The sequence below is a fragment of the Nocardiopsis endophytica genome (assembly GCF_027706725.1).
In the GTDB taxonomy this organism is placed as follows: Bacteria; Actinomycetota; Actinomycetes; order Streptosporangiales; family Streptosporangiaceae; genus Nocardiopsis_A; species Nocardiopsis_A endophytica.
In genome coordinates, this window is the sequence record NZ_JAQFWQ010000025.1 from 1 (window position 1) to 16,574 (window position 16,574).

The 16,574-nt window shown below is 71.3% G+C and carries 16 protein-coding genes, 2 tRNA genes and 1 other RNA gene; 8 read left to right on the forward strand and 11 right to left on the reverse strand.

Annotated elements, in window-relative coordinates; genetic code table 11:
* Positions 1 to 184 precede the first annotated feature (184 nt).
* Both O4J56_RS10970 and ffs read right to left on the reverse strand, forming a co-directional pair.
* Positions 185 to 2,479 carry a DNA polymerase III subunit gamma and tau gene (locus O4J56_RS10970; RefSeq protein ID WP_270685623.1) on the reverse strand — a complete coding sequence of 765 codons (2,295 nt, stop codon included), beginning with the start codon at positions 2,477 to 2,479 and terminating at the stop codon, positions 185 to 187.
* 143 nt (positions 2,480 to 2,622) lie between these two features.
* An RNA gene (gene ffs, locus O4J56_RS10975) (signal recognition particle sRNA small type) lies at positions 2,623 to 2,718 on the reverse strand.
* A 262-nt stretch (positions 2,719 to 2,980) separates the two neighbouring features.
* On the opposite strand from ffs, the gene O4J56_RS10980 reads away from it, so the two are divergent.
* Positions 2,981 to 3,068, forward strand: a tRNA-Ser gene (locus O4J56_RS10980).
* 196 nt (positions 3,069 to 3,264) lie between these two features.
* Here the strand turns inward: O4J56_RS10980 and O4J56_RS10985 are convergent.
* The 6 genes from O4J56_RS10985 to O4J56_RS11010 all read right to left on the reverse strand — a co-directional run bounded on the left by O4J56_RS10985 (position 3,265) and on the right by O4J56_RS11010 (position 6,885).
* Complete coding sequence (locus tag O4J56_RS10985) at positions 3,265 to 3,765, reverse strand: phosphoribosyltransferase (protein ID WP_270685624.1); 501 nt, start codon at positions 3,763 to 3,765, stop codon at positions 3,265 to 3,267.
* Between the two features lie 24 nt (positions 3,766 to 3,789).
* Positions 3,790 to 4,581 (reverse strand): MHYT domain-containing protein, encoded by a 792-nt coding sequence (locus O4J56_RS10990; protein ID WP_270685625.1) that lies wholly within the window; start codon positions 4,579 to 4,581, stop codon positions 3,790 to 3,792.
* 453 nt (positions 4,582 to 5,034) lie between these two features.
* Positions 5,035 to 5,119 (reverse strand) — tRNA-Ser (locus O4J56_RS10995).
* A gap of 10 nt (positions 5,120 to 5,129) precedes the next feature.
* On the reverse strand, positions 5,130 to 5,609 hold the full coding sequence (locus O4J56_RS11000) for a nucleoside deaminase (RefSeq protein ID WP_270685676.1): 480 nt from the start codon (positions 5,607 to 5,609) through the stop codon (positions 5,130 to 5,132).
* Positions 5,610 to 5,808: 199 nt separating this feature from the next.
* Entirely contained in the window at positions 5,809 to 6,309 is a 501-nt protein-coding gene (locus O4J56_RS11005; protein WP_270685626.1) for a tRNA adenosine deaminase-associated protein, read from the reverse strand.
* Positions 6,310 to 6,375: 66 nt separating this feature from the next.
* The gene (locus O4J56_RS11010) at positions 6,376 to 6,885 is read right to left on the reverse strand and encodes a tRNA adenosine deaminase-associated protein (RefSeq protein WP_270685627.1); all 510 of its coding nucleotides are present in this window, start codon (positions 6,883 to 6,885) and stop codon (positions 6,376 to 6,378) included.
* A 245-nt stretch (positions 6,886 to 7,130) separates the two neighbouring features.
* Here O4J56_RS11010 and upp point away from each other — a divergent pair, with 245 nt between their 5' ends.
* The 5 genes from upp to O4J56_RS11035 all read left to right on the forward strand — a co-directional run bounded on the left by upp (position 7,131) and on the right by O4J56_RS11035 (position 9,794).
* Positions 7,131 to 7,784 (forward strand): uracil phosphoribosyltransferase, encoded by a 654-nt coding sequence (upp, locus tag O4J56_RS11015; RefSeq protein ID WP_270685628.1) that lies wholly within the window; start codon positions 7,131 to 7,133, stop codon positions 7,782 to 7,784.
* Positions 7,785 to 8,191: 407 nt separating this feature from the next.
* A complete protein-coding gene (locus O4J56_RS11020; protein WP_270685629.1) occupies positions 8,192 to 8,416 on the forward strand; it encodes a three-helix bundle dimerization domain-containing protein in 225 nt (74 codons plus the stop codon).
* 163 nt (positions 8,417 to 8,579) lie between these two features.
* Positions 8,580 to 8,744: a hypothetical protein gene (locus O4J56_RS11025; protein WP_017539576.1), complete on the forward strand. Its 165-nt coding sequence runs from the start codon at positions 8,580 to 8,582 to the stop codon at positions 8,742 to 8,744.
* Positions 8,745 to 8,763: 19 nt separating this feature from the next.
* Entirely contained in the window at positions 8,764 to 9,279 is a 516-nt protein-coding gene (locus tag O4J56_RS11030) for a PH domain-containing protein (RefSeq protein ID WP_270678792.1), read from the forward strand.
* A 308-nt stretch (positions 9,280 to 9,587) separates the two neighbouring features.
* Positions 9,588 to 9,794 carry a hypothetical protein gene (locus tag O4J56_RS11035; RefSeq protein ID WP_270685630.1) on the forward strand — a complete coding sequence of 69 codons (207 nt, stop codon included), beginning with the start codon at positions 9,588 to 9,590 and terminating at the stop codon, positions 9,792 to 9,794.
* A gap of 92 nt (positions 9,795 to 9,886) precedes the next feature.
* Here O4J56_RS11035 and O4J56_RS11040 read toward each other — a convergent pair whose 3' ends face one another.
* Entirely contained in the window at positions 9,887 to 10,306 is a 420-nt protein-coding gene (locus O4J56_RS11040; protein ID WP_270685631.1) for a DUF2000 domain-containing protein, read from the reverse strand.
* A gap of 118 nt (positions 10,307 to 10,424) precedes the next feature.
* Between O4J56_RS11040 and O4J56_RS11045 the strand changes: the two genes are divergently transcribed.
* Positions 10,425 to 10,892, forward strand: coding sequence for an Lrp/AsnC family transcriptional regulator (locus O4J56_RS11045; protein ID WP_270685632.1), 468 nt, complete (start codon positions 10,425 to 10,427; stop codon positions 10,890 to 10,892).
* Between the two features lie 22 nt (positions 10,893 to 10,914).
* Here O4J56_RS11045 and O4J56_RS11050 read toward each other — a convergent pair whose 3' ends face one another.
* Entirely contained in the window at positions 10,915 to 11,472 is a 558-nt protein-coding gene (locus tag O4J56_RS11050; protein WP_270685633.1) for a sugar O-acetyltransferase, read from the reverse strand.
* A gap of 161 nt (positions 11,473 to 11,633) precedes the next feature.
* Here O4J56_RS11050 and O4J56_RS11055 point away from each other — a divergent pair, with 161 nt between their 5' ends.
* Complete coding sequence (locus O4J56_RS11055) at positions 11,634 to 12,575, forward strand: LysR family transcriptional regulator (RefSeq protein WP_333563795.1); 942 nt, start codon at positions 11,634 to 11,636, stop codon at positions 12,573 to 12,575.
* 7 nt (positions 12,576 to 12,582) lie between these two features.
* On the opposite strand, the gene O4J56_RS11060 is transcribed toward O4J56_RS11055, so the two are convergent.
* Positions 12,583 to 16,428 carry a replicative DNA helicase gene (locus tag O4J56_RS11060; protein ID WP_270685635.1) on the reverse strand — a complete coding sequence of 1,282 codons (3,846 nt, stop codon included), beginning with the start codon at positions 16,426 to 16,428 and terminating at the stop codon, positions 12,583 to 12,585.
* Positions 16,429 to 16,574 lie beyond the last annotated feature (146 nt).

Below are 16,574 nucleotides of genomic sequence, written 5' to 3' on the forward strand. Positions count from 1 at the left end.
GTACCAGCGCAGCCGCTCGCCCGGACCGCGAGGAACCCGCCGGACGGCAGGCAGGATCAGGGAACCGCCCGGCTGTCGCCGTCGCCGCCATCAACGGAGACCACCCGCACGCGCCGCGCCCGACAGCGCTGCGCCGCGGGCCGCTGACCTTCGTCGTCGCCGCTCTCTGTCGGCTCGGCGCCGGTCAGCCCGCGTTGTGGTCGATCTCGTCGATCACCTTGCCGCCGAGTTCGGACTCGATGAGGGACAGGGCCGACGGTGGCGGGCCGCCGTCGTCGTCCAGGTCGTTCTCGGGGTCGGGCTCGTCCGGTTCCTGTGGCTCGGGGGCCGCGGGGGCACGGCTCGTGGCGCCCGCCATGTCCGGGGGCGGTGCCGCGGCCGCGTCCTCATAGGGGTCCGGCGGCGGCTCCTCCAAGCCGGTGGCGATCCTGCGGGCCTGTTGCGCCGCCGGACTCGGCCCCGGTGCCGCTCCCCCGCCGTGATCGTTGCCCGGGCCGGCGCCCTGGCCGTTCGCCTGCCCATTGGCCTGGCCGTTGGCCTGACTGTTGTTCGGGCCGTTTCCCGGACCCGGGTTCTGGCCCCCTGAGCCGCCCCAGTCTCCCCCTCCCCCGGGGCCTCCGGGCGCGCCGGACCCGTTGGGCCCGCCGACGGGGCTCTGGGGAGTGGGCCCCGGGGGCGCCGGCGCGGCCGCCCCTTGAGGGGCGTTGCCGGTCACCGCGACCACCCGCACCTCCGCGCCCAGCACCTGCTTGATCGCCTTGGACACGACGGCGTCGCTGCCGCTGTTGGAGAAGCCCTTGGCCTCGTTCGGCCGGGTGAACCCGAGCTGGACCATGTTCCCCTCGACGCCGACCGGGCGGACGTCGCTGCCGCTCAGCACCATCCAGGTGAAGCGGCGCAGCCCCTTGACGGCCTCCATGATCCGCCCCCAGGACGCCTGGAGCGTGCCCACGTCGACGGGGCCGCTCCCGCCCGGGGCCGCCTGCGCCGACGGTGCGGCGGCCGGGGCGGGCTGCGGGGCCGGGGCGGCGGGCGCCGCCTGCGTCGCGGGCTCCTCGCGGGCGCCCTCTCCCGGGCGGACGGCCTCGGGCCAGTCGTCGTCCGCAGCGGCCGCCCGCGGCGTCTGCGCCGGTGCCGACGAGGGCTCGGGGGACGAGGGCTCGGGGGGCGAGGGCTCGGGGGCGGGAGCCGGAGCGGGAGCCGGTTCGGGTGCGGGCGCCGCCGTCGGTGTCGGCGCCGCCGGGGGCACCGCGGGCGGAGCCTGTGGCGCCTGCGCCTGCGGCTGCGGCGCGGGCGCAGGGTTCACCGGCGTCGACGACACCCTGCGCTCCAGCTGCTCCAGCCGTGCCGCCAGGGCGCCCGCATCCCCCGGCGACGCCGCACCGGGCAGGAGCACGCGTGCGCACGTCAGCTCCAGCTGCAGCCGGGGCGAGGTCGCCCCGCGCATCTCGGTCAACCCCTGGTTCAGCACCTCGGCCGCGCGCGTCAGCTCGGCCGGCCCCAGCCGCGAGGCCTGCTCGCGCATCTTCTCCACCGCGTCCGGGGAGACGTTGATCAGCCCCTTGTCCAGGGCGTCGGGCACGGCCGCGAGCACCACCAGGTCCCGCACCCGCTCCAGCAGGTCGGCGGTGAACCGGCGGGGGTCGTGGCCGCCCTCGGCGACCCGGTCGATCAGGGAGAACGCCGCCGCGCCGTCCCGGTCGCCCAGCGCGTCGACCATCTCGGCCAGCAGCGAGGAGTCGGTGTAGCCGAGCAGCGCCACCGCCCCGTCGCGGGTGATGCCGTCCTCCCCGGACCCGGCGAGGAGCTGGTCGAGGATGGACAGCGAGTCGCGGGCCGACCCCGCTCCGGCGCGCACCACCAGCGGCAGCGCCGCCGGGTCGAAGGGCACCCCCTCCTCGGTCAGGATCTCCTCCATCAGCTCGCGCAGCGTGCTCGGCGGGATCAGCCGGAAGGGGTAGTGGTGGGTGCGCGAGCGGATGGTGCCGATGACCTTGTCCGGCTCGGTGGTCGCGAAGACGAACTTCAGGTGCGGCGGCGGCTCCTCGACGAGTTTGAGCAGCGCGTTGAACCCTTCACGGGTCACCATGTGCGCCTCGTCGATGATGTAGACCTTGTAGCGCGAGTTGACGGGCGCGAAGAACGCCCGCTCGCGCAGGTCGCGCGCGTCGTCCACGCCGCCGTGCGAGGCCGCGTCGATCTCGATGACGTCGATGCTTCCGGGCCCGTCGGGCGCCAGGGCGACGCAGGCCTCGCACTCCCCGCACGGATCGGGGGTGGGCCCCTGGTCGCAGTTGAGCGAGCGCGCCAGGATGCGCGCACTGGAGGTCTTGCCGCAGCCGCGGGGACCGCTGAACAGGTAGGCGTGATTGATCCGGCCGTTGCGCAGCGCTTGGCGCAGCGGGTCGGTCACGTGCTCCTGCCCGCGCACTTCCCCGAACGTCGCGGGCCGGTACTTGCGGTACAGCGCGATGCTCACGGCGTGTTCACGGCTCCCTCGGTCGCATCCACGCCCCCCATTCAACCGCCTCCCGCCGACGGGACGCGCCGCGTTCGCCGAACCGGGCCGGGGACGCCGGGGACGGCCGGCCGGTGAAGCGGGCCGGTGAGGGGGAGGGGAATACAAAGGACCCCTCGCGCACCCGCCAGAGCTTACTTATCCTTGCTGCCTTCCGGCCCTGGGGAGGTTCATAAGATGACGCCGCACGAGGGGTCTGCCCTCCACTGTATAGGACGCCGGGACCGGACCGCACGGGCACGCGGCGGCGGCCCCGTTCGCCCTCGGCGATGCCCACCCCTCCCCCGCCCGCAGGGAGACCGGTCGGCATGCCGATGAGCGGCTTGGACGCCTTGTCCCCGTGTCGTCCCGTCGACATGTCGCCGAACCGCCCCGGAGCGGCTCTCCGCCGCGCCTCAGGGGCACCGGAGCGCCACGGGAATGCGTTCGAAGCACTCCCCTACGGCATGTAGAGTTGTTCTCGGAGGATTCGCCTAGAGGCCTAGGGCGCACGCTTGGAAAGCGTGTTGGGGGCAACCCCTCACGAGTTCGAATCTCGTATCCTCCGCCAGCCTCTACGAGGCAGAACGAAGGCCCCGACCGGGTGCGCGGTCGGGGCCTTCGTCGTGTCCCGTCTCAGTTCCCGTCTCAGTTCTCGTCCCGGGTTTCGTCCCTGATCGCCTGTTCGGCGTCATCCCCGGGTTCCTTCGGACGACCGCGGCCCCGTCGGCGCGCCCAAAGGGCGCCGACGGGGCCGAGCGACCTCCTCAGGCGTCGAGGATCTGGCCCTGGCGGCGCACCACCGGGGGCTCGACCGACCACGGGAAGTTGATCCAGGCGTCCGTGCGCTTCCACACGTACTCGCACTTGACCAGCGACTGCGGCTTCTCGTAGATCACCGCGCTGCGCACCTCGGCCACGTGCTCGGCGCAGAAGTCGTGCACCAGCTTGAGCGTCTTGCCGGTGTCGGCGACGTCGTCGGCCACCAGCACCTTCTTGCGGCCCAGGTCGACGGCGTTGGGCACCGGCGGGAGCATGACCGGCATGTCCAGGGTCTCGCCCACCCCGGTGTAGAACTCCACGTTCATCACGTGCAGGTTCTTCACGTCCAGGGCGTAGCCGAGCCCTCCGGCCACGAACAGGCCTCCGCGGGCGATCGACAGGATGATGTCGGGCTCGAAGCCGTCGTCGGCGACGGTGCGGGCCAGTTCGCGCACGGCGGTGCCGAACAGCTCATAGGTCAGGTTCTCACGGGCGTCGCCGCTCACGGTGCCCCCTCGGCGTGGTGCAGGTCAGGACCACACCCCAGTATCGCGCGCCGCCGGGGCCGACCCGTACCGGGAGCCCGGCCGGGCCCGCCCGCGCTCCTCCTCCGGCAGCGCCAGCAGCAGGAGCGCGCTGAGCGCCAGGAACAGGCCGGGGCCCAGAATCATCGGGGTGAGGAAGTCCAGGGCGGACATCCCCTCGGGGACGTCCGACATGGAACCGGTCGCGCCCTCGACGCTGACCCCCATCATCCCGGTGTAGTGCATGGCCGCCACCGCCACCCCCATCACGAAGGCCGCCGCCACGATGGAGCCGCTGCTGGTCAGGTTCCGGGCGAACCACAAGGCGACCGTGGCGGCCACCACCGCGATGACGCACGCGGCGGCCACGAAGCCGGTGGAGTGGTGCATCTCGCCCTCCATCCGCATCGACGCCATGCCCATGTAGTGCATGGCCACGACGCCCGCACCGGCGGCCGCGCCGCCGGCGAGCAGGGCGGGGAGGCCGCGCCACAGCGTGACCACGGCCAGGGCCGCGGCCATGATGGCGATCGCGACGGCGGCGCTGACCACGGTCAGCCAGGGGTCGTAGCGGATGACCATCCCGTTGACGCGGAACCCCATCATCGCGATGAAGTGCATGGACCACACGGCGGCACCGCCGAGGGAGACGGCGCCCAGGACGAGCCAGCCCCATCGGGAGGCACCGTCGGCGGAGCGGGCCCGGGTGGCGAACATCAGCCCGATGAACGAGCCGAGGACGGAGACGCCGTAGGCCAGAGCGGGGGTCCACCAGCCGAGCGCTGCGTGTTCGATCATCTGATCGTCTTCTCTCTCAACGTCCCGTCGTTGCGGGGACGGGTGCGGGGCGTTGGTTCGGAAAGCGCGTCGGATCATGCCAAGGCCGCCGTTTCGTTACAACCGCAACCGGTGAGACGAACGTTCCGAAAAGCCGTCACCCAGAGGAGCGAAATCACGACCCCGCGCATGCGCGAACACCCGTCACACGTCCGGAATCCCCCGGCCACTCAGGGTCCACGGCCGTTCCCAGACTTCTCAGGAACGCATGACGCACCGTCACCCCCGCGCTGCGTCAGGCGAGAAGGGGGGCCGTAGAGTATGACCTACATCACTCGAATATCGGCGCCGTCGCGCCCCGCCCGGGCGAGCCTCGGGCACGCGCCGGCGACCGCCAGCACGGGCATGCACGGCGCCGTCACCCGCCCGGACACGAAAAGGCCCGGGCTCACCTGCGTGAACCCGGGCCGGTTGCGGTGGAGGTGGGATTTGAACCCACGGAAGGTTGCCCTTCACTCGCTTTCGAGGCGAGCGCCCTCGGCCACTAGGCGACTCCACCGAGGGTGACTCTACCTGAAACGTCGCCCCGAGAAGAAATCGGAAAGGAGGCGGGCACAGGCCTCGGCCGCCTCGGGGCCCACCAGGTCCGGCGGGACGACCTCCGGGCGGTGGTTGAGCCGCCGGTCGCGCAGGGCGTCCCACATCGAGCCGGCCGCCCCGGCCTTGGGATCGCGCGCACCGTAGACCACCCGGTCCACCCGGGACAGCACGGCCGCGCCCGCGCACATCGTGCACGGCTCCAGCGTCACCACCAGCGTGCAGCCGCTCAGCCGCCACTCGCCGCGCTCGCGCGCCGCCGCACGCAGCGCCACCACCTCGGCGTGCGCCGTGGGGTCCCCGACCGCCTCGCGCTCGTTGCGGCCCACCGACAGGACCCGGCCCCCCTCGTCCAGGACGACCGCGCCCACCGGCACGTCCCCCAGGCCGGCCGCGCGCCGCCCCTCGTCGAGCGCGCGCATCAGTGCCGCGTCCAGAACGGCGCGGTCCATGAGCGGGCCGACCCCGTACCCGGGCACGCCCGCGGCCCCGTCTCCGGTCACCGCCCCATCCCTCAGTGCGACCTCAATGCGTCCTCAGTGTCCCCAGCGTCCCAGTGCTTCGGCCCCGGTGCCTCCTCCGCGCAGCCCGTCCGCGTTCTCCCGGTGCCGCCGCGGCGCTCCCCCGGCAGGCCTCCCCAGGGGCGTCTCCTCAGGGCGTCCTCAGTGCGTCCAGCCGGTCGGCGAACCCGGCGCGCTCGGCGACCTCCGCCAGGACGTCCGCCGGGAGCGCCCCCTCGGCCAGGGCGAGCGCCGCCAGATCCCCGGCGGGTGTGCCCAGGTCGTCCAGCAGGGAGGCGTCGCCGCCCGGGTCCGGAAGCGGCTTCTGCCCGGTCCCCTCGACCTGCTCGGGCGCCTCGATCTGGCCGCTGTCCAGCAGCAGCGCCGCCGTCTCGTTCTCGTGCACGAAGCGCGCGTCCGACAGGAACACCCGCGGGTCCTCGCGGTCGTCCAGGCGCACGATTCCGAACCACTCGTCGTCGGCCTCCAGCAGCAGCACCATGGTCCCGTCCTCGGCGCCGGGCGCGTGCTCCGACGCCGCGTCCCGCATGGCGTCGGCGAGGTCGTCCACCCCTTCGGCGTCCGCGAGGCCGACCTCCGCCGCACCCCACTCCCCGGACGCGCGGAAAAAGACCGCTGAGAAGACCGACACCTGGTGCTCCCGGGCTGCTCGCTGTGGCCCCCGCCGGGCCCTCCCCGGCGGCCGTCGTGGGGCTCCTTACCCCATGGTGTCCAGGGCACGCTGGAACGCCTGCTGGAATCCGAGCCGCTCGGAGACGCTGGCCAGCACCTCGTCGGGGTACAGGTCCAGGTCGCCCGCCAGGGCGCCCAGCTCCATCTCCTCCAGCCCCAGGTCGGCCAGGATGGACAGGTCCCCCGCCGGCAGCACCTGGTCCAGGTCCTCGTCGTCGGGCACGTCGATGTCCAGGAAGTCCAGCACCTCGCGGGCGACGTCCCAGTCGACCGAGGCCGTCACGTCCGACAGGAACACGCTCACGTTGTCGTGGCCGTACACGCGCGCGATGATGAAGAAGTCGTCGCCGACCGACACCAGCCCGATCGCCCCGCTGATGCTGGGCTGCTGGCGCAGGGCGTGCAGCAGCCCCTTGAAGTCGCGGGTCAGGGCCTCGGGAAGAAGGTAGACATCCCAGAGGTCGTCTTCGCGGTAGGCGACTGCCGCGAAGTCGCCCTCCCCGGGAAGACCGTCGCTCTCGTCGAGTTCCGTCATCGCCACCCCATCAGGCCGGTCGTGATCGGGCCAGGATCGCAGAAGCCCCCCGGCCGCGCCATCGTAGCCCCGGACGCCGCCCCGGCGAGCGGCGGGGAGCGCCCGCATCCCCCATTAGATCGGACATCCGGCACCCGGAGGAACCGGATGTGAGAGATCGTGATCACCGGGAGGAAGCGGTGCCGTGCGCGGATAGACTCGTTCGCCGGATCACGCACGTTTCAGCAGCTCACCCGGAGTGTTCAATGGAGACCCTGGTCGTCGACCACCCCTTGGTCGCGCACAAGCTCACCACCCTGCGCGACGTGCGCACCGATTCGCCCACCTTCCGGCGCCTCACCGACGAGCTGGTCACCCTGCTCACCTACGAGGCCACCCGGGACGTGCGGGTCAGCCGGGTCACCGTGGACACCCCCCTGCGCCCGGCGGAGGGCGTGCAGCTCAGCCGCCCCACCCCGCTGGTGGTGCCGATCCTGCGGGCCGGGCTGGGCATGCTCGACGGCATGACCCGCCTGCTGCCCACCGCCGAGGTCGGCTTCCTGGGCATGGCCCGCGACGAGGAGACGCTGCAGCCGGCCACCTACGCCGACCGCCTGCCCCAGGACCTGTCCGGCCGCCAGTGCTACGTGCTGGACCCGATGCTGGCCACCGGCGGCACCCTGGCCGCGGCGCTCAAGCTGCTGGTCGACCGGGGCGCCGACCACGTCACCGCGATCTGCCTGCTGGCCGCACCCGAGGGGCTGTCGGCGGTGGAGGCCCGCCTCGGCGAGACGCTGGGCGAGGACCACGGCGCGGTGCTGCGTGTGGTCACCGCCGCGGTCGACGACCGCCTGGACGGGAACGGCTTCATCATCCCCGGCCTGGGCGACGCCGGGGACCGGCTGTACGGCTGCGTCTGATCCGTCCCGCTCCCTCCGGGGGAGCGGTCCCCGCCGAGCGTCCCGAGCGTCCGTTCCGACACGGAACGGACGCTTTTTTGTATATGTCGGTCCCGACCGGAATGAATGACCGAAAAGGGGGAAGAAGGGGTCAGTGCGACGAACCCCTCCGCCGCGCCGTGCCCCGCGCCGAACACGCGTGGACGACACGACTTTGACCAGTCGAATTGATTCCGAGATGGAGACGTGACCCCCTAGAGTGATCCTGATCGGTACCCGCACCCGACCACCGCCCCGACCCGACCGAAACCCCGGACCCACCCCGTCGCGCGCCGTACCACCGGGCCCCGCCTTACCCGGAGGCGCTCACCGACCGACACGACCCGAGCACGGAGCGCCGTAGCTCACCCTGCCCCTCGAGGAGTGAGATGCCCGAGCAGACCGACACCGCAGACCGCGAACTGGCCCCCGTCGCCGACCGTCTCGGCGCCGAATTCTCCGGCGTGCACGAGCGCTCCACGGTCGACAGATGCGTGGGCGCCGCACGCCAGGGCGCCCTCGACGTCACCGGCCGGGCCGCCCCCGACCTGGTCGAGCGCATCGCCCGCCAGCACCTCCAGGTGCTCGCCCTGGCCTTCGCGGAGCGCGCCTAGACCCCTTCCCCCGCGCCACCGCCCGCACGGAACGTGACCAGCACCACACGGATATCGCGCGTCACGCCACGCCGAAGACGGGCATCTGGCTTTACGGGGTCGATTGTCGGTGTAACAATCACCTTGGGTTGGTGGGTCAGCGTGCTTTGTTGGGGAGTCGGTCATGGCCAAGTTGAAAAAATGGCTGGGGTATGCCCTCATCGCCTTCGTCGCTTTCTACCTGCTCACTCAACCTGAAAGCGCGGCCGGAGTGATCCAGACGGGCCTGGGCGGGCTGATGTCCGCGGCCGAGTCGCTCTCGCGCTTCGTCAACGCGCTCAGCGCATGACCTGAGGGAACGTGCGGCAATGAAGCTCGTAGCCTCGACGAACCGGGCTCCCGCATCCGTCAACCGATACCTGCTGCCCCACGAACAGGACGTCGTCACCATCCGGCGGCACCCCGCCGTGCTGATGACGCCCGTGGCACTGGTCCTGGGCGCCCTCATCATGGCCGGCATCCTCAGCAACACGGCACTGGCCGCCACGCCGACCGCGCTGGCCGTCATCTGGTGGGTGTGGCTGCTGGTGCTGGTGTGGTTCGTCTGGAAGGTCGCGGAGTGGTCGGTGGACTACTTCGTGATCACCTCCGCGAGGCTGCTGCTCACCCAGGGTCTGATCACCCGCCAGGTGAACATGATGCCGCTCGGCAAGGTCACCGACATGCGCTTCGAGCGGTCCCTCGTGGGCCGCTTCCTGGGGTACGGCACGTTCGTGATGGAGTCGGCCGGTCAGGACCAGGCCCTCAGCCGGATCAACTTCGTTCCCTACCCGGAGCAGCTCTACCTTGAGGTGGTCGGCCTGATCTTCCCCGACAAGGGGTAGTCGCCGCCACGGGACCGGGGTACCCAGGGGCGTCCGCCGCATGGCGGGCGCCTTTTTCGTGCCTGCGGGTGCCGGTCCGGCGCCCCCGCGGGCGGCCGCTGTTCACCCGCGCTCCCCGTCGTCCCCCTTTTGTTCACCTTCTGTTCACCTTGACCCCACCACCCGGGCCGACCTGCGAATACGTCGCCCACACCCCCCGCGGGTCCCGGGTTTGGGGAACGTTGAGTTGACTCTTAGGTGAACGAGGGGTTAACGTAAGGCCTCTTGCGATAGACGAAGGGGGTGCCGCCATGGTTCGCAGGCAGGGCATGGCAGCTCAGTCCGGCCGCCCCGCTCCGACCCGGCGCCGTACGCGCCCCACCGTGGTGCGCCGCGCACCCGGTGCGCTGCGCCGCGCCGACCCCGCTCCTCCCGCGCCCCGCGCCTCGGAGGAGACCGACCGCCGCCCGGCGATGTCCTGGGTGCTGGTGGAAGACGCGAACGGCCGCATGCGGCCGGAGGCCCGCTGGATCTGACCGGGGCCGGACCACCGCGCGAAGAGCGCGCGGCGAAGACGATCGAGGGGGACGACGCACCGCGTCGTCCCCCTCGTCCGTGCGCGGAGCGCTCACTTCAGCAGCGGCAGCCGCTTGGTGAGCGCGTTCACCCGGGCCTTCGGGCCGAACAGCGCCAGCGCCCGGTACACCAGCTCCTCGGACCCGGTCCGCGCCAGGTCCTCCAGGTAGGAACCGTAGTCCCGGGCCCGGCGCGCCGTGTCGGTGAAGCCGACCGCGGTCACGCCGTCCCGCTCACGCCCCGCCTCGTACAGGGCGCGGATCCGCTCCGGGTCGGCCGCGAGCGTGGGGATCGGATGCGGGTCGATCCCCGCGTGCACCCCGCCCGAGGCGTCCTTCCCGTCGGCGCCCAGCGGACCGTCCAGCCGGCGCCCCAGCGCCAGCGCGGCCACGGCCGCCGCATTCGCCGCGCCGCCCCGGTCCATGTCGGCGTCCACCACCACGACGAGCTTGTTCCGCAGCGCCATCGCCATCCGGTCGCTCCTCCCGTCACCACTCCGGTCGAGAACTCCCCGCAGACACTAGACGCGTGTCCGCCATGAACCCCGGCCCATCGAACATTCGGCCGGATCCCGTGCCAGACTCCGGCACATGGACGAACTTGATTCGGAGATCACCGCCCTCCTCCAGGCGGACGCGCGGATCTCCAACCGGGAACTGGCCCGCCGCCTCGGCGTCGCACCGTCCACCTGCCTGGAACGGGTCCGCTCGCTCACCCGGCGCGGCGTGATCCGCGGCTACCACGCCGACATCGACCGCCAGGCGCTGAACCGCGGCGCCGAGGCACTGGTGTCGGTCCAGGTGCGCCCGCTCAGCCGGGCCGTCATCGTGCAGTTCAAGGAGACCGTGGCGGCCTTCCCCGAGGTGCTGTCGGTGTTCGTGCTCGCGGGCGGCGACGACTTCGTCCTGCACGTGGCCGTGCAGGACCTGGACGCCCTGCACGGCTTCCTGCTGGACAAGCTCAGCAAGCGCAAGGAGATCGCGGGGTTCCGGACCTCGGTCATCTTCCAGAGCCGGCACAGCACGGTGGTCACCCGGCTGCCCGACACATCGGAGTGACGCGCCGGCCCCCGCGCGCCGGTCAGGCGCTCCACCGCTTGCGCTCGACCGCGGCCGGACCGGTCACCACCGCGCCGGGCGGCACGTCCTTGGTGACGACGGTCCCGGCGCCGACCACGGCACCGCGTCCGATGGTGACACCGGGCAGGACCGTGACCGCCGCGCCCAGCCACGCCCTGGCCTCGATCGTGATGGGCGCCATCGTGAGGAACTCGCTCCGCTGAACGGGGTCCGACGGGTGGTCGGTGGCGATGAGGTTGGTCTTCGGCCCGATCATGACTCCGTCACCGAGGCGGATCGTGCCCGCGCCCGAGTAGTCCATGAACGTGCAGCCCTGGTTGACGAAGACGTTCTCACCGAAGTCGATGCCGAGCCCGTAGTGGCTGTAGAAGGGCGGGTAGACGGTGACCGACTCGGGCACGGCCCTGCCCGTGATCTCCTTCAGCAGAGCGGCGCGCGCGGCCTTGTCCTCGTAGGGCAGGGCGTTGAGCCGCGCGGTGAGCGTGTTCACGTGCTCGATCCGCTCGGCCACGCGTGCGAACTCGGGCGTGCGGATGTACAGGCGGTCGCGATCGGACATGAGGGTTCCCCAGGGACTCGGGCCGGACCCGTCGGGCGGTGCCCGGCGGGTGATCAACCGCGCGTTGATCGGAGCCATCAAAACGAGCGCCATGACCCGGGATCAAACAACGGGCACGACGGCCACGGGCAACCATTGGTTGTCCGCCTAGGATGACCGGCATGGACGTCGCCGCGGTACGCACCTTCGTCGCCGTCGTCGAGGCGGGACAGTTCCAAGAGGCCGCCGCCGACCTGTCGATCACCCCGCAGGCGGTCTCCAAACGCGTCGCGGCGCTGGAGTCGGAGCTCGGCGTCCGCCTCTTCACCCGGGACGCGCGCGGCGCGCGGACCACCATCGACGGGCAGGCGTTCCTGCCTCACGCCCGGGCGCTCCTCCAGGCCGCCGAGCGGGCCGTCGACTCGGTACGGCCGGGCGGCCGCGCCCTGCGCGTCGACGTCATCGGCCGACGGGCCTGCATGGCGGGACTACTGCGCGGCTTCAACGCGGCCCGTCCCGACATCGCGCTGGACGTCGTGACGCTGTTCGATTTCGACGCCGCCATCGCCGCCGTCGAGGCGGGCACGATCGACGCGACGTTCCGCGCCGTGACCATGCCGGGCAGCCGGCTGCCGCACGGCGTGGAGGCCGCCCCCGTCTTCGACGAGCCGCTCCACCTGTTCACCGGACCGGACCACGTGTTCGCGGACGCCGCCGCGATCACCCCGGCCCGACTCGCGGGGCAGCGGGTCTGGATGCCGGGCAACATGCCCGGCACCGAGTGGGCCGCCTACTACGACGCGTTCGCCGCGGACTTCGGGGCCGTCATCGATACGGGCGGCCCGAACTTCGGGATCGACCACCTGTTCGACACCATCGCCGAGTCCACGACGCTGGTCACCTTCATCGGCGAGCGGACCCCGCTGGTCTGGCCCGCGGGGCACAGCCTGCGCCGCATCCCCATCACGGACCCGGTGCCGGTCTATCCGCACTCACTGGTGTGGCGGAGCGACAACCCGCATCCCGCCCTGGCCGCCCTGCGCGACCACCTCGCGTCCGCCTACCCCGGACGCCCCGAGAGCGGCGTGTGGGTCCCCGAATGGACCCGGCCGGAGGCGGCGTGAGGACCGCCTATCCGGGCGCCATGTCGACGAAGCGGCTGTAGTGCCCCTGGAAGGCGACGGTGACCTCGGCGGTGGGCCCGTTGCGGTGCTTGGCCACGATGATGTCGGCCTCCCCCGCCCGAGGGGACTCTTTGTCGTGAACATCCTCCCGGTAGAGCAGGAGCACCATGTCGGCATCCTGCTCGATCGAGTTGTGCACGTTTATCCCATTTGCCACGAAATTGTGGGCGCCCAGCACCGTCGCATCGTAGACCTCTTGGGGCCCCAGCGGTTCGATCTCGGCGACCTCGTCCCAGAAGACGTCGTTGGTGGCGACAAGGTCCAGCTCCGCATCGTCGAGCACCTGGGCGACCTGCCCCATGCGCTCCCTGCTCGGCGCGTGCTTCCACATGGTGCTTCCGCAGTACTGCGTCCCCACGGCCGACGCGAACTCGCGCTGGGTCATCCCCTTCTCCTCGAGGGTGGTGCGCACCCGGTCCCAGACCTGGACCGGAATCGTGTCGAGGTTGGTATTGGGGGTGCGGTCCACGAGCTCCTCACGGCACACCTCGGCCATGAGGCCCCGCTCGCCGTAGACCCCGATCTTCTTCAGGAAGCGCACCTGGTTCTCGCCGCCGACGACGTGCAGCTGGTAGCCAGGGCGGTAGTCGCCCTTCTTCACCTTCTTCAACCGCGTCATGACGTTGAACCGGAGGAGCAGAGCCGCCACATCGTCGACGAGCCGCCGACTGGTCGAGGCGTAATAGATCCTCGCCTGGCCCGCCTTGGCGTCCCAGAAGACGCAGCCGTCGGTGGCCCAGAGGTGGTGCAGGAACAGCGCCGCCTGGTCATTGGCGAGGCCGAAGACGGGCCTCGGGACGAACTTCTCGTGGCTGCGCAGACCGAAGAGGCCGAGCCCGTCGAGCCACTCGGCGATCGGATTCCGCCTTCCGCGGCTGAGGCGATGGGGCGAACGCAGCCGGAGGCTGGTCGCTCCGGCCTCCTCGTGGTCGTCGCGAACGGGAGCGATCCCGAAGTGGTCCGCCGCCCGCTCCACGGCCTTGAGATTGGCCTCGTCGGCGCTCGCGTACCGGATGGGCTGACGCTTGACGAACGACCCGTCCCCGATCAGGTGGCCGAGCATGACCACTTCGGCCTCTGGCCAGCGCTCCGCGGACTCCGGGGCGGGCGTGTGCCGGGGAACGGCGATCCTGTCCCCGACGGTCAGGGTCGAGAGCTGCCGCCACCCCTCATAGGCGAGGAAAGGGTGGTTCGCCGAGGCCGTGACCTCGCGCCCCGACCGCAGGCGAAGACGGAAGGTCTCCTTGACCCCGCTGGAGAACACGTGCGTCATCGTCCGCGGAATCAGCCGGAGGCGCTCATCCAGCGCCCACACGGGTATGTCCCTCTCCCCCGACGCGTACAGCTCCCCCATGGTGGTCTCGGCCCCCGTGTCGGCCCGGAGGATGCGAGTATCCGCTGTCAGGCACCCGGACTCACGCAGGTCGCTGACCTGGGGCTTTTTGTCCGTTCTCTGTTCAGGACCCCGGTTGAGCTGGGAGAGTGCGATGACCGGGACCTCCAGCTCCTTGGCGAGGAGCTTCAGTGAACGGGAGAACTCCGAGACCTCCTGTTGACGGCTCTCGACGCGGCCCGAGGAGCTCATGAGCTGCAGGTAGTCGACGATGACGAGCTTGAGGTCGTGCTGCTGCTTCAGGCGGCGGCACTTGGCCCGGATCTCCATCATCGACATGTTCGGGGAGTCGTCGATGAAGAGCGGCGCCCCGGCGACCTCGCCCATTCTCCGTGCCAGGCGCTGCCAGTCGTCGTCGGTCATCAGCCCGGACCGCATGGTGTGCAGCGGCACCCGCGCCTCTGCGGAGAGCAGCCGCATGACGATCTCGTTGCGCCCCATCTCCAGACTGAAGAAGACCGAGGTCAACTGGTGCTTGATGGACGCCGCACGGGCGAAATCAAGGGCGAGCGTGGAATTGTGCGTGGGGACCATCGAGCGGGTCGCCAGGTACATGTGGTCGGGATGATCGACCTGCACGCACCTGACCGGGACGCTCTCGATCGGACGGACCTCGGTGATGAACCTGCGTCCGCAGCGCGCGTAGGCCCGTCCTGCGCCCCGCTCGGCGTGCGCCTGCTGCTTGCGGCTCAGGCGGAAGACCGGATCCGGGGTGCTGAAGGTGAGCGTGTAGCAGAGGGAGGTCTCCTCGGTCCGGCCCTCGACCCGCTTCACCGACATCCCGGTCCGGTACCCCAGGCTGTGGACGAGTTCCCGGACGTCTTCGGCCAGACGCCGGTCGACGACGGAGAACTGGACGCACCCGCTGTGCGCGACCGTCCCGTCCGTGTCCAGGAGACCCGCGAGCAGAGCACGGCGCTGCCCCTCGGACGCCCTCAGGTACTCGGAGGGGATGTGCTTGTTCCCGAGGACGCCGATGGTCCTCAGAAGCGCCTGGAGGCTTCCATGGTCGTCGATGCACTCGCGGCAGCGCGACTGGGCGAAGCACTTCTTCCCACAGTCGACGCAGGTGGTGTGCGGCACCGGATCGGAGATGAACCGGGCCTTGCCTCCGCACGACTGGCCGCACGTTCTCACGTGGGGAAGCTTCGGTACGAAGTCCGCACCGCACACGACGCATCGGCGCGGCTGGGCCGTGCCGTCCTCTCCGGGGAGGCGGACGGAGTAGGTGAGCGTCTGGTTGCCGACCGGCTTGACCACGAATCCATCGGCCTCGATCTCCATGAGGAGTTCGGCATCGACGGTCGAGACGCGCGCCGCCTTCGAGGCGCCGTCGCCGAGCCAGGCGCCCAACGTGTAGGGGGGAACCGGCAGGTCCCGTTCCTCCAGCGCCAACGGCTCCGTGTTGGCCACCGAATGGTTCAGCCTGGCGTCGGCGGTGGCACAGCGCAGCGTCTCCGCGATCTGCCGGGTCGTCCGGACCTCGGGAACGCCCCCCGGGGTCCGCCTCGATGCCCGTGTGTCCGTGCGCCACTGGTGCTCGGCGTCGGCGACGACCGTCGTGCCGTCGTCGAACACCACCTCATAGCAGGGGCGCCCCTCCATCACCTCGGTCGCCGCCACGACCCGGGTAGGGGTGCCGTCCGGCGCGACGAGCGCGTCGCCGACCCGCACCTCCCCCATGGTGGTCCACCCGTCCGGCGTGGGAAGCGGCGTGTCCAGGGCGAGGGCCTTGCCCACTGCCGGCCTTGCGGCGATGATCACCATTTGTCCGGCGTGCAGGCCGTTGGTGAGCTGGTCGAAGTCGGTGAAGCCGGTCGGGACTCCGGTCATGGAGCCGTCGTGGGCGGAGATCGCCTCGATCTCGTCCAGGGCGCCCGGCATGATGTCGCTCAGCGGGAGGTAGTCCTCCCCCGTGCGCTTCTCGGCGACGCGGAAGACCTCGGCCTGGGCCTGGTCCACGATGTCGTCGACCTCGCCGTCGCCGGTGTAGCCCATCTGGGCGATGTGCGTGCCCACCTCCACCAGGCGGCGCAGCACCGCCCGGTCGGCCACGATGCGGGCGTAGTACCCGGCGTTGGCCGCGGTGGGGATGGCCTCGGTCAGCGTGTGCAGGTACGGCGCCCCGCCGACGCGGGCGATCTCGCCGCGCTTGGTCAGCTCGGCGTTGACGCTGATCGCGTCCACCGGCTCGCCGCGCGAGAACAGGTCCACGACCGCGTCGTAGACCGTCTGGTGCGCGGGCCGGTAGAAGTCGCTGGAGCGCACGATCTCGACGACCTCGGTGATGGCGTCCTTGGACAGCAGCATGCCGCCCAGGACGCTCTGCTCCGCCAGGATGTCGTGCGGCGGGGTCCGGTCGAACCCGCTGTGCTCCGACGGCTGCTCGGCGACGCTCACGTACTCTCCCCCTGATGACGGCCGGTCCTGCCTGCACCGGCCCAAGCGATTGTCCCGACCGCGGACCCCGCAAGGCAAAGCGGCCTGTGGACGCCGCTGGGGAGATCCTGTGGACGAGTGCGGAGTTCCTGCGGATAGCTTGTGCA